Annotated in this window: 13 protein-coding genes and 2 pseudogenes; 11 read left to right on the forward strand and 4 right to left on the reverse strand. The window is 56.0% G+C overall.

Translation table 11 applies throughout. The annotated features are described in order from the left end of the window. The 10 genes and pseudogenes from DBR02_RS10940 to DBR02_RS26855 all read left to right on the forward strand — a co-directional run. On the forward strand, positions 1-2,595 hold the full coding sequence (locus DBR02_RS10940) for a CS1-pili formation C-terminal domain-containing protein (RefSeq protein WP_107534371.1): 2,595 nt from the start codon (positions 1-3) through the stop codon (positions 2,593-2,595). Beyond that, positions 2,573-4,162, forward strand: a complete 1,590-nt coding sequence (locus DBR02_RS10945; protein ID WP_107534373.1) for a receptor — start codon at positions 2,573-2,575, stop codon at positions 4,160-4,162. The genes DBR02_RS10940 and DBR02_RS10945 overlap by 23 nt, the downstream gene beginning before the upstream one ends. Further along, positions 4,140-4,823 (forward strand): hypothetical protein, encoded by a 684-nt coding sequence (locus DBR02_RS10950; protein ID WP_226847971.1) that lies wholly within the window; start codon positions 4,140-4,142, stop codon positions 4,821-4,823. The genes DBR02_RS10945 and DBR02_RS10950 overlap by 23 nt, the downstream gene beginning before the upstream one ends. A 73-nt stretch (positions 4,824-4,896) precedes the next feature. Next, on the forward strand, positions 4,897-5,094 hold the full coding sequence (locus DBR02_RS10955; protein WP_063452103.1) for a hypothetical protein: 198 nt from the start codon (positions 4,897-4,899) through the stop codon (positions 5,092-5,094). 24 nt (positions 5,095-5,118) lie between these two features. Continuing rightward, on the forward strand, positions 5,119-5,304 hold the full coding sequence (locus DBR02_RS10960; protein ID WP_063452104.1) for a hypothetical protein: 186 nt from the start codon (positions 5,119-5,121) through the stop codon (positions 5,302-5,304). A gap of 66 nt (positions 5,305-5,370) precedes the next feature. Next, entirely contained in the window at positions 5,371-7,467 is a 2,097-nt protein-coding gene (locus DBR02_RS10965) for a peptidase domain-containing ABC transporter (RefSeq protein WP_063452105.1), read from the forward strand. Beyond that, a complete protein-coding gene (locus DBR02_RS10970) occupies positions 7,464-8,213 on the forward strand; it encodes a hypothetical protein (RefSeq protein WP_107534375.1) in 750 nt (249 codons plus the stop codon). Before DBR02_RS10965 ends, DBR02_RS10970 begins: the two co-directional genes overlap by 4 nt. 6 nt (positions 8,214-8,219) lie before the next feature. Beyond that, on the forward strand, positions 8,220-9,470 hold the full coding sequence (locus tag DBR02_RS10975) for an HlyD family secretion protein (RefSeq protein WP_023298992.1): 1,251 nt from the start codon (positions 8,220-8,222) through the stop codon (positions 9,468-9,470). Positions 9,471-9,559: 89 nt separating this feature from the next. Continuing rightward, a pseudogene (locus DBR02_RS26980) lies at positions 9,560-9,748 on the forward strand (MBL fold metallo-hydrolase); the annotation flags it as partial. Beyond that, a pseudogene (locus tag DBR02_RS26855) lies at positions 9,722-9,871 on the forward strand (AraC family transcriptional regulator); the annotation flags it as partial. The pseudogenes DBR02_RS26980 and DBR02_RS26855, both read left to right, overlap by 27 nt. 28 nt (positions 9,872-9,899) lie before the next feature. Here the strand turns inward: DBR02_RS26855 and DBR02_RS10985 are convergent. The 4 genes from DBR02_RS10985 to DBR02_RS11000 all read right to left on the reverse strand — a co-directional run bounded on the left by DBR02_RS10985 (position 9,900) and on the right by DBR02_RS11000 (position 13,433). Then, a complete protein-coding gene (locus DBR02_RS10985) occupies positions 9,900-10,988 on the reverse strand; it encodes an AAA family ATPase (protein WP_046621824.1) in 1,089 nt (362 codons plus the stop codon). Between the two features lie 147 nt (positions 10,989-11,135). Further along, positions 11,136-12,095, reverse strand: a complete 960-nt coding sequence (locus DBR02_RS10990) for a YbgA family protein (protein ID WP_107534379.1) — start codon at positions 12,093-12,095, stop codon at positions 11,136-11,138. 102 nt (positions 12,096-12,197) lie between these two features. Continuing rightward, positions 12,198-12,608: a hydroxyisourate hydrolase gene (uraH, locus tag DBR02_RS10995; RefSeq protein WP_063868718.1), complete on the reverse strand. Its 411-nt coding sequence runs from the start codon at positions 12,606-12,608 to the stop codon at positions 12,198-12,200. A 99-nt stretch (positions 12,609-12,707) separates the two neighbouring features. Continuing rightward, positions 12,708-13,433, reverse strand: coding sequence for a MerR family transcriptional regulator (locus DBR02_RS11000; protein WP_063868720.1), 726 nt, complete (start codon positions 13,431-13,433; stop codon positions 12,708-12,710). Positions 13,434-13,550: 117 nt separating this feature from the next. On the opposite strand from DBR02_RS11000, the gene DBR02_RS11005 reads away from it, so the two are divergent. Then, positions 13,551-14,075, forward strand: coding sequence for a lipocalin family protein (locus tag DBR02_RS11005; protein ID WP_063452111.1), 525 nt, complete (start codon positions 13,551-13,553; stop codon positions 14,073-14,075).

The following is a 14,075-nucleotide window of genomic DNA, read 5'->3' on the forward strand; positions in this document are numbered from 1 at the left end:
ATGGTGAAAAATAAATTAGTGTTGCCGGTGATGATGGCTTGCGCATCCGGCACGCTGCCCGCGCTTGCGCATGCAGCCTCAAGCTCCGTGGTTATCGCTAATTACCGTTTTCCCGACTCGCTTTATGCACTGCTGGAGCAGGGGATCAAAATTCCCGTCTATCTGGTCAATACGCGGCCACATTCAGCACAACAAGGGAACCACGAAGGCACGGCGAGCGAATATGTTCGTCTGGGTGACGTGACGCTCTTTGCGAAGGATATGAAGCTGGGGCTGAGGGATGTTCAGGTCCAGGAGTCTGATAACGGCATTCGTCTGTCAAAAGAGATGCGAACGTTATTGAAGAGCATTAACGACAAGCAGTTCGACGATAAGATGCGCATTCCGGTCAGTGCGGGGTCCGCGTTCGAGCTGGATCAGAAAAAAATGCGCCTGTTGTTGAATCTGTCGCAGAGCGATTACGGGGTGAATATTCGCCCGCGTGAGGTGGACATTGATGCGCCGGAGTCTGACGACCTGAGCGGCACCTTTTCCTACAACCTCGGGGCGTATCACACCGAGAGCGGCTACGGCGACAGTTGGTCGTCGGGTTATCTGAACGCGAGAAACTGGATCTCAATGGGCGTTGATCATGTGCTGATCGACGGCTCTGGCTACGTCAATGAGAGCAGCAGCGACACCCAGATGAACGCGGTCATGTGGGAGCGCGACTATCAGGGTATGCGCTACGCCGCAGGCATGCTGAACGGCTGGGCAATGCAGTCTCTGGCGAGCGTCAGCGGCATTTCCGGCGGTGAAGTCTACGGCGTTTCCATGGGCAACCAGGCCAACTCGCGCAAGCGCGATAACACGCTCTCCCTGACGCCGGTGGTGGTCTATTTCCCGACGGCGGGCGAGGCCCGTATTCGTCGTGACGGTCAGCTTATTGGCATTCAGCGCTTTGACGTCGGTAACCATGAAATTGACACCAGCGGCCTGCCCTACGGGATCTACAGCATCGAAGTCGAAGTGGTAAGCGGAAGCCGCACCGTGTCGCGCAGCATGTACACCGTCAATAAGCCGTTCTCCAGCAACGTGTCGGAAACGCTGCGCTGGCAGATGTGGGGCGGGATGTATAGCCGCGATAAGTCCGTCGTCAATTATAAAAAATACGCGAAGCGCAAAAACGAGCAGGACGACACGTACTACTACGATTACGACACCAAACATAAAGACACCATGTCGCTGGTGGGGGCCTCGTTCAGCAAGCGCAGCGGGATGGTCGACTGGAATGCTTCCACCTACATGATGCGGGAACACATCGTCAGCGAGCTGTGGGCCTCCCTGAACCTGACGGGCTATTTCTCGGTGAATACCCAGACCATGGCGGCCTCCGACGGAACGTACCGTGCCAACTATGGCATGAATCTTAGCCTGCCGTGGCAGATCGGTTCGGTCTGGTACTCCCATGAACAGCTCTCCAGCGGCAAGTTCCTGGACATCTATGAGAGCAAGGGCAACACCTGGGGCGCCTCGTTTAGCCTGCCGTCGTTCGGCCTGCCCTCGGCGGGCAACCTGAGCCTGATGCGCCAGGAGGACGACCTTTACCGCTATAAACGCTATCAGCTGGACTACTCGCAGGGATTGTACGCTGGCCGCTACGGCACGGCGCGCCTGCGCGTGGGGATGTCGCGCAACAAATACGACGGGTATTACGAAGAGAAAGATCGTTACGTGATGCTCGATTTCGCCATACCGCTCGGCAATACCGTGTCGGTTGGCGTTTCCCACAACCGCGATACCGGCACGGCATTGAACGTCAGCGCCAGCCGCCAGTTTGAGGGCGATTACCTGAAATCGGCCACCGCCAACGTGTCGAAAGCCTTTAACAGCCGCCAGGATCGCAGCGTAAGCGGCGGCGGCAGCGTGAACTTCGATACGCCGTGGAACAGCAACATCCTTAGCGTTCAGAGCGGCATGAGCAAAGGCTGGAACTCCACGCTGACCAGCGACGGGAGCGTGGGCTGGTCCAAAGAGGCCATCGCCGCCGGGAAAGGCACCGAAAGCGCAGGGGTGATTGTCAGCACCGGTCTCAAACCTGATGAAGCACTGACCCTGAAGCTTAACGGCCGGGCGGAACGCATCAAAGGGGATAAAACCTGGCTGTCGCTGCCGGCATACCAGGCTTACGACCTGGAGGTGATGAACAGTGAAACCGGTACGGAAAGCTATGAGATTGGCGCGAACGCGCGTCGCCATATCACCGTTTATCCGGGCAACACCGTGGTGATGAAGCCGCAGGTGAAGAAAATCGTCACCCTGTTTGGCCGTCTTGTGGATGCAAACGGCAATCCGATTGGCGCCACGCAGATCAAAAACCACGTCGGGCTGACCCGGACGGAAAACGACGGACGCTTCGTGATCGACGTTGATAAGAACAACCCTGTCCTGAGCATCGCCACGCCGGACGACAGCGTCTGCGAAGTGCGTCTGGACATTGAGTCTAACCGCGGTGCGCTGTGGCTCGGGGACATCTCCTGCGGAAAAGGCGATTACGTCTGGCAGGAAGCAAAAGGAACGCAGGAACGTGACGATGAAAAAGATATTCGCTCTTAATCTGTTATTGATAAGCGCCGCAGCGCAGGCGGATCAGTTGCCTTATTTCGCCATCAATAACCCGGACAGTAACGGGACGGGTAACAGTGCGGCGTTGTTTAGCCTCAACGCCAGCTCGGCCTCGTTTTTACATGGGTCGCGGGAATGGCCAAGCCTGAGTAACAAGGTGAATAACGGGATTGCCACCTATATTCCGGACAACGGCTTTAGCGGACCTCCGGGCAGCGCGCTAACCATCAATTTTAGCGTAACGGGCTCCAGCGCTTCGCCATTCTTCAAGGGTACCTCGTGTTCATCTAGCTGCGGTACGGTGGGCTACACCCCGACGACCAGCTATACCGATACGTCGATGGTGGTGAAGCCACCGATCATGGAACCCGCTACCGCCTATGGCCGCTGGGTTCTGGGCGATCCGTTCTTTGACTATTTGCTCAATGCGGCTCCCGGCAACGAGGTGACCATTACCTCTAAACCGCAAAATTCCACGTCCAGCAAGACCAATACGCTGCATAAAGTGGGCACGCTGACCATGACCAACTCCAGAGCGCTGGATCTGGGGATTGATCCGATCACCGGCGAGGTCACGATTGTGGATGGTTCAACCGGGGATACCTGTACCAAATATACGCGTAATACGGTATCGGGCGTACTGTGCAACCTGCTGGAGTATACCTTCATCGGAGAAGACGTTACCGGTTACAGCCCTGGTCTGGCACTTACCGCATCGCGCATTAACAGCGTGCTTCAGTCGCACATGAATGGCGGAACGGGCCTTGCCGCGGAAATTACCTTCGATGAGAAAACCTGGTACAGCATCTCCGGCGGTATTTTGAGCGACACCCGCGTGCTGGCGAATACCTTTATCAGCGCGCCGCAAAAAAATGGCGGTAAAGCATATCTTAAGATCTTCATTCCTAAAGGGTTAATTCTGAGCGTAGCGCAGGCGGGGGATGGTAGTAACATCGGCAATATCGTCAGTATGTGCCTGTCGCCTGCTAACAGCACGCTGGCGGCGGACTTCTGTTTCCAGCCTGGCAGCGGCCTGGTGATTAATCCTATTCAGCCAGGCCTTGCTATCGTGCCGGATAACCCAGACTACACCGTGGATCCGAACGGCCTTGGCGGCTCCGGAAAAGGGGTAATTGGCGAAGCGCCAATTGAAATTCCCTACACCATTACCTACAGCGGCGCGCAAAAGGATGCCGCAGTGGCAGTGACGGTGAAAGTTACCGGGCCTACCCAGAGTCTGAACGGCACAGACTATTGTGCCTTTAGCGGAAACGGCTTTACCGTGCCCATTCCCGGCAACGTATTGCTGGGTAAGAGTCAGACGCTGAAGGCCCATAACTGTAAAGGCGAGGTGCTCTCCATCCCGGCGCCTGCCACCCATGCGGAAGAGTGGGAGAAGATAAGCTCTGGAGTGACGGACATGTGGCTTTGGAAAACGCCGCTGGTATTGCAGTTTGTGATGAATAACCCGGTCTCGAAAACCACCTATGATGGTAATAGCTGGTTTGGTGAAGTTACTGCTCAGGGGCGAATTGATGTCAGCGCTTCCTGGAATTAAACATGTTATGACTGGAAAATTCCTGGCTATTTTTGCAATAAATTGCTTCATTTCTACAGGAGCAAATGCTTTAATTATCGAAAGTCTGAATATAGATTTTTTGCCAGAAAAAGAAGTCGTTTTTCAGCCCATAAAAAATGATACAAGCGAACGTCAGAATTATACAGTTTCACTCATTCAGGTCGATGTACCAAAAGAGCGTGGGAAAGAGACTGAAATAAAAGATGGCGAAGTCATGTATTCGCCTAAACAATTAACGCTGGAGAGCGGTGAGCGGGCAGGGTTTAAGTTTTTTTATACCGGCCCGCACGATAATAAAGAACGCTACTATCGCGTAAAATTCACCGAAACGCCGCTTCAGGCAAGGGCTGTAGTGAGCAAAGGCCAACGCATTCAGTCGGATGTGGTGGTTTCGCTTGAAGCTATATTAATAGTCCGCCCCTGGAACCGGCAATTTAGTTATACGTTTAATAACGGGGTGGTGAGTAATACCGGGAATACGTATTTTAAATACGTATCCTCACAGGGGTGCAGTACCCAATATAATGACTCAAAATATCTTCCGCCGGGACAACGGCTGGAAATAGATGATTACGCACAGCCTGCAAGACGAATGATTATTTATGGGAATAAGATCATTCCACTTTCTAGCTGTTCGTAACAAGCGCTTTCCTTCATAAAAGGAAATTAACCTTCGGCACAAGCTGAAGATTTACTACTACAGGAGACTAAAAATGAAAGCGATTTCATTCGTAGAAGCGAAAGAAATTATCGGTGGTGCATTGAACCCAATCGATGGCCTGATTAAAGGCGCACAGCTGGGCTGGAACACGGGTGCAAGCGTTGGATTAGGTTCCATCGGTGGCATCGTTGGTGGTGTGCTGGGTGGTGCTATGGGCTTCGTGGGCGCGATTTTCGGCAGCTTTAACTAATTTATTTTTTCAAAGGAATAAACCATGCAAGTTATCGACATCAAAAAAGCACAGGCCATCGTTGGTGGTTGGGATCCTATTGCCTCTGCTATTCAGGGTGCAAGCGCGGGCTATAACGCGGGCAGCCAGATGTTAGGCGTTATTGGCGGTGCCATCGGCGGTGCGTTTGGCCTGGTTGGCGGTCTGATCGGCGGCTTCTTCAGCGCGTAAGTTGTTGACCTTAGCACTCATGGCCCGCATTGCCGGGCCATTTTTTTATTTCAGCCACGGATCACTATGTTTTCGCTCTTTCAGTATAAAAAACAGGGTAAGACCCCTGTTATTCGCCAGCATGAATTTACCGAATGTGGCCTGGCCTGCCTGGCAATGGTGTTGGGGCACTACGAGCACCATGTCTCTGTCAGCCAGCTGCGCCGGGAGATTTCCGTTTCCGCCGATTCGGGAACCTCAATGGCGGAATTGTTGACCCTTGCCAGCGATAAAAATATGTCTGGCCGGGTGCTTAAAGGCGAAATCACTGAAATAGAAACGTCTGAGCTGCCGCTCATCGCCTTCTGGCGCGGTAACCATTTCGTGGTCATCGTGAAGATCGACAGCCGCAGCGTGACCGTCCACGATCCCGCCAGCGGCGTGCGTCGTTACCGCCTGAAAGAGGCGGAAAAACTCTTTTCCGGCTATGTGCTTGAGCTTAAGCCCACGCCGAGCTTCGAAAAGAAATCCCCGGATGAAAAGCTCACGCTTGGCCGGTTAGCCAATAAATCTCCGAGCCTGTTCCAGCGCCAGCTGCTGCTGTTTGTGCTCTGTATTTTTACCCTTATCACCATGCTGGCGAGCCCCACCTACGTGCAGCTGATAATGGATGAGGCCATTTCCCGCAGCGACAGCGATCTGGTGATCCTGCTCACCGCGATCTTCGCTATCGTCTTTATCTTTGAAGTCATCGGTAAATTCCTCAAGCAGCTGCTTGAGATCCTGATGCGCAACATTGCCTATGACGATCTAAGCCAGTCCGTGCGGCACTACATGCTGCGCACCCAGACCAGCTGGTTCCGCTCGCGCCCGCCGGGCATCGTGCTGGCTATTGAAAAATCGCTCCACGCCTGCGCGGAGTTCATCAGCAATGGCTACGTACAAATTCTTTTTTCCAGCCTGATCGCCGTGACCAGCCTGCTGTTTATGCTGCTGTATAACGTCAAAATTGCGGTGCTGACGATGCTGCTGATGGGGGTGTTCTTCCTGATCCGCTTTTCGCTGATCGGCCCCTATCAACGCGCCGTGGATGACTCCATCGAGCGTACCGCCCAGTATGAATCTCTGCTGGTAGAGACGCAGAAAGGGATCATTACGCTCAAGGCGAACAATATGGAGCAGGCCCGGGACGCGGTGATGGACAAATCTCAGCGTGAACACATCGCCGGGCTGATGCGTAAAGAGCGGCTGCTGGCCCGTTTTGACGTGGCTTCGCTGCTGGTGATCAATGCCGAGCAGCTGCTGGTGGTCTGCTTTGGCGCGTGGCTGATCCTGGAAGGGCAGATGAGCATCGGGATGCTGTACGCCTACATCAGCTACAAGCGCTATTTTTCCGATGCCATGGTGCAGGTGGCGCAGAAGCTGCTCGACAAAAATGCCCTTAAGGGGCCGCTGGATCGCGTGGGCGATCTGCTGTATGCCCCCTCTGAAACCAGCCAGTTTGGGAAGCGGATTGTCACCTCGCCGGTCTGTCTGCAATTTGAGGATGTCTCATTTGCTTATCCAGGCCGGGAGGCCACGCTACAGCATATCAACATGACCCTGAAGCAGGGCGAAGAGGCGGTGATCGTTGGCCAGAGCGGGTCCGGAAAAACCACGCTGCTGCGTCTGATCTCCGGCATGCTGCTGGCATCGTCAGGCACGCTGCGGATCAATAAGATCCCCATTGAGGAGTGCGATCTCTCCTCGCTGCGCCAGCACATCCGCATCGTTCATGCGGACGATATTCTCTTCACCGGCTCGATACTGGACAACATCGCCTGCTTTGACAGCGCGCCGGATAAAGAGCAGGTCATCGCCGCGTGTCGGCTGGCGGAAGTGGACCACGTCGTCGCCCGTCTGCCGCACGGTTACGAAACGGAGATGCTGCCGGGGAACACGTTTTTCTCGGCCGGGGAGATGCAGCGCCTGGTCCTGGCGCGCGCCCTGTACAGCCAGCCTAAGCTACTGCTCTGCGACGAAGTGACGGCGAACCTGGATAAGACCACCGCGCAAAAGGTGCTGGCGAACCTGCGTAGCCTGGGGATTGGGCTGGTGTTTGTCACCCACTCGCCGGACGTGGTGGGCTGCCATGGTCGTCTCTATACCATGGAAAACGGAACCCTGCGGGAGAGTGCGCCATGATGTTTTTGCCGCGTCTCTATGCCCGACTCTGCGCGCGCCAGGCCGGACGCACCTTAATGGCAAACCGGATTGCGCAAAACTACAGCCAGTTTATGCCCTGCCCGGAGACCGAGGTGCCGGCTGATTTTCTGCATCAGAACGCCCATGAGCTGAGCGGGTTTAACTTCGTGGAGCAGATTTTCCCGCCCGCGCTGTGGGCGCGCAACGTTCGCTTCGATCTGCATGCGTACGTGGCGCAGTGGACGCAGGAGCAGGGGTTTTACAGTTCGCCTCGCACCCTGCTTCTGGGCATGCGCTGGGCGGGCTTTGGCCTGATTATGGATGCGTTGCTCGCCACCGCGCCAGCCGACGTGCGCTTTCAGTTTATTACCCGTCACCCTGCGCTGCACAAGCTGATGGCCGCGCACGACGGACGGCGCGCCGGCTCGTTTTTCGCCCCTCAGCGCCTGGTGACGGTGCTGCTGATGGACGAACGCCTGCCGGATGCGCCGCTGTTCCCAATTCAGGCAGGCGATCGCAAGGCGTGGTTAACGGACGTCTCCACGCGGTTTTTATCGCGCTATGGCTACAGCGTCCGAACGCTGCTGCCGGTCTGTTCGCTGCACGCGGTAGAGTTTGGGCTGGAGAGCCAGGCGTATGTGCCAGAGGATTACCGTCTGGCCGCCGCCGACACGCTGAACGCGCTGCGCAAAACCCCCACGCTCTGGAGTGGATGGGACGATCTTTCAGTGATTTATCATGGATGACATATCGTGAAATTAAAAAACCGAAGCCGACAGCGTCGGGCGCTAATCCCGCACCACTTCTCAAAAAGCTATCAAATCAACGCGCCGCGGCTGAAAACCGTGCTGACGCTGTTCATCGCCTTTTTTCTCTGCCTGCTGGTCTTTGCGATTGCTTTCAACTTTTCGGAAACCACGCTGGCACGCGGGGTGCTGATCCCGGCGCAGGGCGATGTGGAAGTGCGCGCCAGAGAGTCCGGAACCCTTGTTGATTTTGCCGTCCGGCCCGGCCAGTACGTGAAGGAAAACGATCCGCTGTTCACCGTGTCGCAGGACTATGGCGGCAAGCAGGGGTCGGTGGTGCAGTTTGACCGCCAGCAGATGGAAGCGGAGAAAAAGCGCAGCGAGCAGCGCATTCAGGCCATTGAGGATTCTATTGCGTCGTACCGCAAAAACCTGGCGCAGCAGCTGGCTCTTACCGACAAGCAGATAGCCGTTTCCCGCGATAAGGTGAAGAAGCTGCGCGCGCTGCTTAAAAACAGCACCGACACCTACGAGGCGTGGAAATCCGTCTCCGGGAAGGGCTATGTTTCCAAAGTGGATCTCGATAAAAGCCATAACGATGTGCTCAACGCCCAGCTCAACCTGACGCTGGAGGAGAGCACTATTCTTGAGCTTGAGGCACGCAAAACCAGCCTGACCGACAGCACCCAGTCGCAAATTGACTCGCTGAGCGAAGAGCAGCTGTACGTGAAAAACCGCATCAGCGAAATCGATCGCAACCTGTCCAGCCGGGGAAGTTCCACCATGGCTATGCTCGCCCCTTCGGATGGCTACGTGGTGGCGATTAACTTCCCGCCTGGCCGGGCCATTACGCAAAACAGCGAGGTGGTGGTGGTGATCCGTAAAAATACCGCGGCGACGATGGAGGGGTATCTGTATGTGCCGGCAACGGGGGTGGGGCGCGTGGCGAAAGGCGATAAGGTTAAGCTGCGGTTCGACTCCTGGCCCGTGGACAAATACGGTTCGGTGGAGGCAACGCTGTCCGATTTCTATGAGGTCAATATTGATGCCCATTCGGCGCTGATCCCGCTACAGGAAGGGCAGAACTACTACCTGGCCAAGGTGCGCGTCCCCTCCTGGTTTACCGACCCGGACAAGAAAAAGCGCATGCTGATGGGCGGGATGACGGTGAACGCCGATATCGTTATCGATCGTAAGCCGCTTATCAATCTGCTGATTGCGCCGCTGGAAAGGGTACGCAAGCGGTTTATCGATTGACCCGATTTCATCGATCATCGCCCTTTAGCCCACATTCTTAACGGTGGTCTGTGGCTATTCTCCTTCTCATACCAACCGGAGGATAGCCCATGAACATGACGCAAATTCGCAATGCCACCCAGCTGATTACCTACGCGGGAAAACGCTTATTGATCGACCCGATGCTGGCGCCGAAAGGCGCTTACCCGGGTTTTCCCGGCACGGCGCGGGCTGATATTCGCAACCCGATGGTCGAGCTACCCATTGACGTTCAAACGCTGCTGGACGCCGGCAGCCTGCCCATCGAAAGCGTCGCCGAGCAGGTGGGGTTTTTATCAGCGTTGACGTACCGGCAACAGTTTAAGGCGCGCTTTGGCGTCAGTCCGGCGGAGTGGCGTAAGACGTTTGGTTCTCGCCTGTAGGCCAGGTAAGCGTAGCGCCACCTGGCAATTACCCCAGTCGCTCCATCCTCGTCTCCCCCTCCACCATCGACAGCTGATACAGCGAAAACGAACGGTGCTTCTCAATCAACTGCGCCAGCTCCGGCGAGTGGCTGGTGAGCCAGATCTGCGAGTAGCGGCTGGCCTCGGCAATCAGGCTCGCCAGGGCGGGGAGCATCTGCGGGTGCAGGCTGTTTTCCGGTTCGTTAAGGGCGATAAAGGCTGGTGGGCGCGGGCTGAGCAATGCCACCGCCAGGCACAGAAAACGCAGCGTGCCGTCGGAAAATTCAGCCGGTTCCAGCGGTCGGCTCAGGCCTTCGCGTTGCATCATCATGCGAAAGCGTCCGCCGGTGTTGTCGCTGTAAAACACGCAGCCGGGGAAGGCCTGGTCGAGAATGCGCATCAGCAGCAGCTCGTCGCCGATTTCGACAATGGTCTGAAACGCGGCGGCAAGGTTCGCGCCGTCGCTGGCCAGCACCGGCGAGCGGAAGCCCACCTGCGGCGCACGTATAGCCGAGCCGGACGAAACGGAAAATTCATGATAAAAGCGCCAGTTACGCAGGGACTCGCGCATCTGCGACACTTCGGGGTAGAGGTGCGGCTCGCCGAGCTGCCCGAATACCGACTCGTTCTCATACAGCGTACCGCTGTGGGTCACTTTTTCGTGATGCACGTTGTTCAGGAAGACCGCCTGATTCTTACGCTTCATCAGCTGTGACGACGGACGACGGTGCTGCCCGCTCAGCCAGATGGACTCCTCTTTGATCACCGGGTCGAGCTGAAACTGTGACGGGTAGGGCAGCTTTTCCACGAACCCGACCTGGAGCTCATATTCATACGTTTCCGTTTCCACCGCCAGGTTCATGCGTCGCAGCTGATCGCTCCGGGTTTTTCCCGCCCAGAACACCTTCAAAATGCCGCCCTCGTTCGCCAGCGCCTGAGAGAATTGCCCCTGCGCCGCGCTGTGCATCAGGTAAATCGCTTTATAAATATTGGATTTTCCCGTGCCGTTGGGGCCGAACACGATGTTGAGCTGCTCCAGCTCAAGCGACATATCGCGAATCGAGCGGTAGTTCTGAATATGCAGGTTTTTGATCATCGGGGTACTCCGCTGTGCAATCTTAACCTGTACAGAATTACAGTATTTTGCGCTGAGCGCAAAAAAAAAGACGACAGTGAGGGTGTCGTCTAAACGGGGTACAGCTTTGGGCCTCTGTGGGTCAATGGGGCCTTCGCTTCTTTCTCATCAGGTAACGGCCAGACGCAGACCCAAATCATCAGGATAGGGATCAAAGTAGTTTTGCGTCATCAGATACCGGTCAGGGTATTCAGCCAGGTAATGCTTCAGCAGCGTCAGCGGCGCGAGGATCGGCAGCAGGCCGTCACGGTAATGCAGGATCACATCACGCAGTTCTCCGCGCTGGCGGCTGTTCAGCTGGTTACGGAAATAGCCCTGAATGTGCATCAGCACGTTGGTGTGGTTCTTCCGCGAAGCGGGTTTATTCAGGATCGTCATCAACTTGTCGCGATACGCCACGAAAAACGCGTCCAGATCGTCCCACTCATGCAGCGATGCCACGAACGGGCCAATTTCACGGTAGCCCGCCTGATGGTGCGCCAGAAGCTGAAGCTTATAGCGGCTGTGGAAGTCGAGCAGGGCCCGGCGCGTCACGCCATTTTTACGCAATATGTTCAGTTCATGCAGGGCGAAAACGCGCTCTACAAAGTTTTCCCGCAGCACCGGATCGTGCAGGCGACCATCTTCTTCGACGGGCAGCCAGGGGAAAGTGTCAAGGAGGGCGGCGGTGAACAGCCCGACACCCTCCTTGCGGCCCCGGTTGCCGTTTTCATCATACAGCCGCACGCGCTCCATGCCGCAGCTTGGGGATTTTGCACAGACGATAAAGCCCGACAGATCGCCGATTTTCGGCAGATAATCCGCTGTGAATGCGGCCATCTTCTGCGTGACGTCATCATGCGGCGCTTTGCTAAAACGCATTTCTGTCTCGCCGCGGGTGGTCATCACCAGACGCAGCGCCGGACGAGGCGTTGGCAGGCCAATCGCCATTTCCGGGCATACCGGACGGAAAGTGACCCACTGAGCCAGCTCATCCATCACAAAGCCCATACGCTTATGCCCGCCGTCAAAGCGAACGGCGGAACCGGTCAAACATCCGCTAATACCCAGCACAGGTTTCGTTGTCATGGTGTGCACCTCCCGATCTCATATCTAAAAGTTACACAACAATGCGAGTTTGTCCAAGTATTGGCGAGATTATTTTTTAATCTGCTTTAAAATCAACGGCAATCAGCTGCCCTTGTAGGTCGAGTAACCGTACTGGCTGAGCAGCAGCGGGATGTGCAGTTTTTCGTTGGTGCGGGTGACGGTGAACAGCACTGGCACTTCCGGGAAGAAGGATTCCAGCTTTTTACCGTGGAAGTAATCTGCGGTTTTGAAGGTCACTTTATACACGCCAGGCGCCATATCCTCGTCCTGCGGATAGAGCGATTTGATGCGCCCGTCGTGGTCGGTTTTACCGCTGGCAATCTGGGTCCACTTGTTCTGCTCCTGCTTCTCCAGCGTGACGGTTACATCCGCAGGCGGCATACCGGTTTGCTGGTCCAGAACGTGCACGCTCAGGGTGCCTGCCGGCGCACTGAACGCGGCAGGAGCGAAAGCCATTGAAGCCAGCATCATCAGAGGGAGTGTCTTTTTCATCGTGTTTTCCTGTTAAGTTGTCGTTGACAGGAAAACGTTAGCACTCGCTGCGCGAAAAAATATTCAACTTTTCGTGAAGATTGCCACAGCAGAAAATAATCAGAGGATAATGACCTCAAGGGAAACCTGCTGCTGCCACTGCGCAACCTGCTTTTTCCGTGCGGCGTTAAGCTTGCCGCTGGTGACCAAAAGCCATTTGCGGTCCGGGAAAATTTCCGGGGCCAGTGCGGCAGGGGGAACCGGCAGTATGTCGATGCGGTGGCCCTGGCCGGTGCGCGTTAAGGCTTCAAGCCAGATCTCACATGGGTCGTTCAGATACCAGCCGCTGATGAGAATGTTATCGCCCGGCGCTTTTTTATCGCCTTCAAGGCAAAACGAGGTGTAGGCGATGAGGATGCCGTCGAGGATCTCACGCAGGGTCATGGCGGCGGCAACGTTGGCCGACATCTGGCCGCGTAGCGGACGCAGCACGTTAGCCACCAGCTCTGGCCGCGGGTATTCGCGCCCGGCGTCGTAAACCATCTGACGCAGGGATTCGATTTTTCCCTCCTGCAATTTTTGCAGCATGGCCTGTTGCAGGGTTTGCCAGTTATTGGCGCGGCGCGGAGCAGGGCGTTCCAGCAGAGATTTTACCTGGCCGATGGGTACGCCTTTTTTTACCCAGTCGAGGATCTTCAGCGCCTGCTGAACGTCCTCATCGCTGTACAGGCGGTGGCCGCCGTCCGTACGCTCGGGCTTGAGCAAGCCATAGCGTCGCTGCCACGCCCGGAGCGTGGTGGCGGTAATGCCGCTGAGTCTGGCGAATTCGCCAATGGAGTAAGCCATGTCTGCATCCGAAGAGGAGGAATAATCTCAATATACTACGAATATTTCCCGACGGGATGAAGCGCCGCATTGGTGCACTACACTTAACATCCAACCGCGTAAATGAAAGGAGCTCTCATGAGGCTATGGCCTGTTGTCACTGGTGTCGCCATTGCGCTGACGCTGGTTGCCTGTAAATCTCCCACGCCGCCGAAAGGCGTGCAGCCCATAACCGGCTTTGATGCCAGCCGCTATCTCGGCAAATGGTATGAAGTCGCCCGACTGGAAAACCGCTTCGAGCGCGGTCTGGAACAGGTTACCGCGACCTACGGCACGCGCAGCGACGGCGGGATCAGCGTGCTTAACCGCGGCTACGATCCGGTGAAGAACAAGTGGAATGAGAGCGAAGGTAAGGCGTACTTTACCGGCGAACCCACCACGGCCGCGCTGAAGGTGTCGTTCTTCGGCCCGTTCTACGGCGGCTATAACGTGATCAAGCTGGACGATAAGTACCAGTACGCGCTGGTCAGCGGTCCGAACCGCGACTACCTGTGGATTTTATCGCGTACGCCGACCATCCCGGATGCGGTAAAACAGGACTACCTGAACACCGCACGCGGTCTGGGCTTCCGGGTCGATCAGCTGGTGTGGGTTAAGCACTGA

It is taken from the genome of Enterobacter cloacae complex sp. (assembly GCF_900322725.1).
Classification (GTDB): domain Bacteria; phylum Pseudomonadota; class Gammaproteobacteria; order Enterobacterales; family Enterobacteriaceae; genus Enterobacter; species Enterobacter quasihormaechei.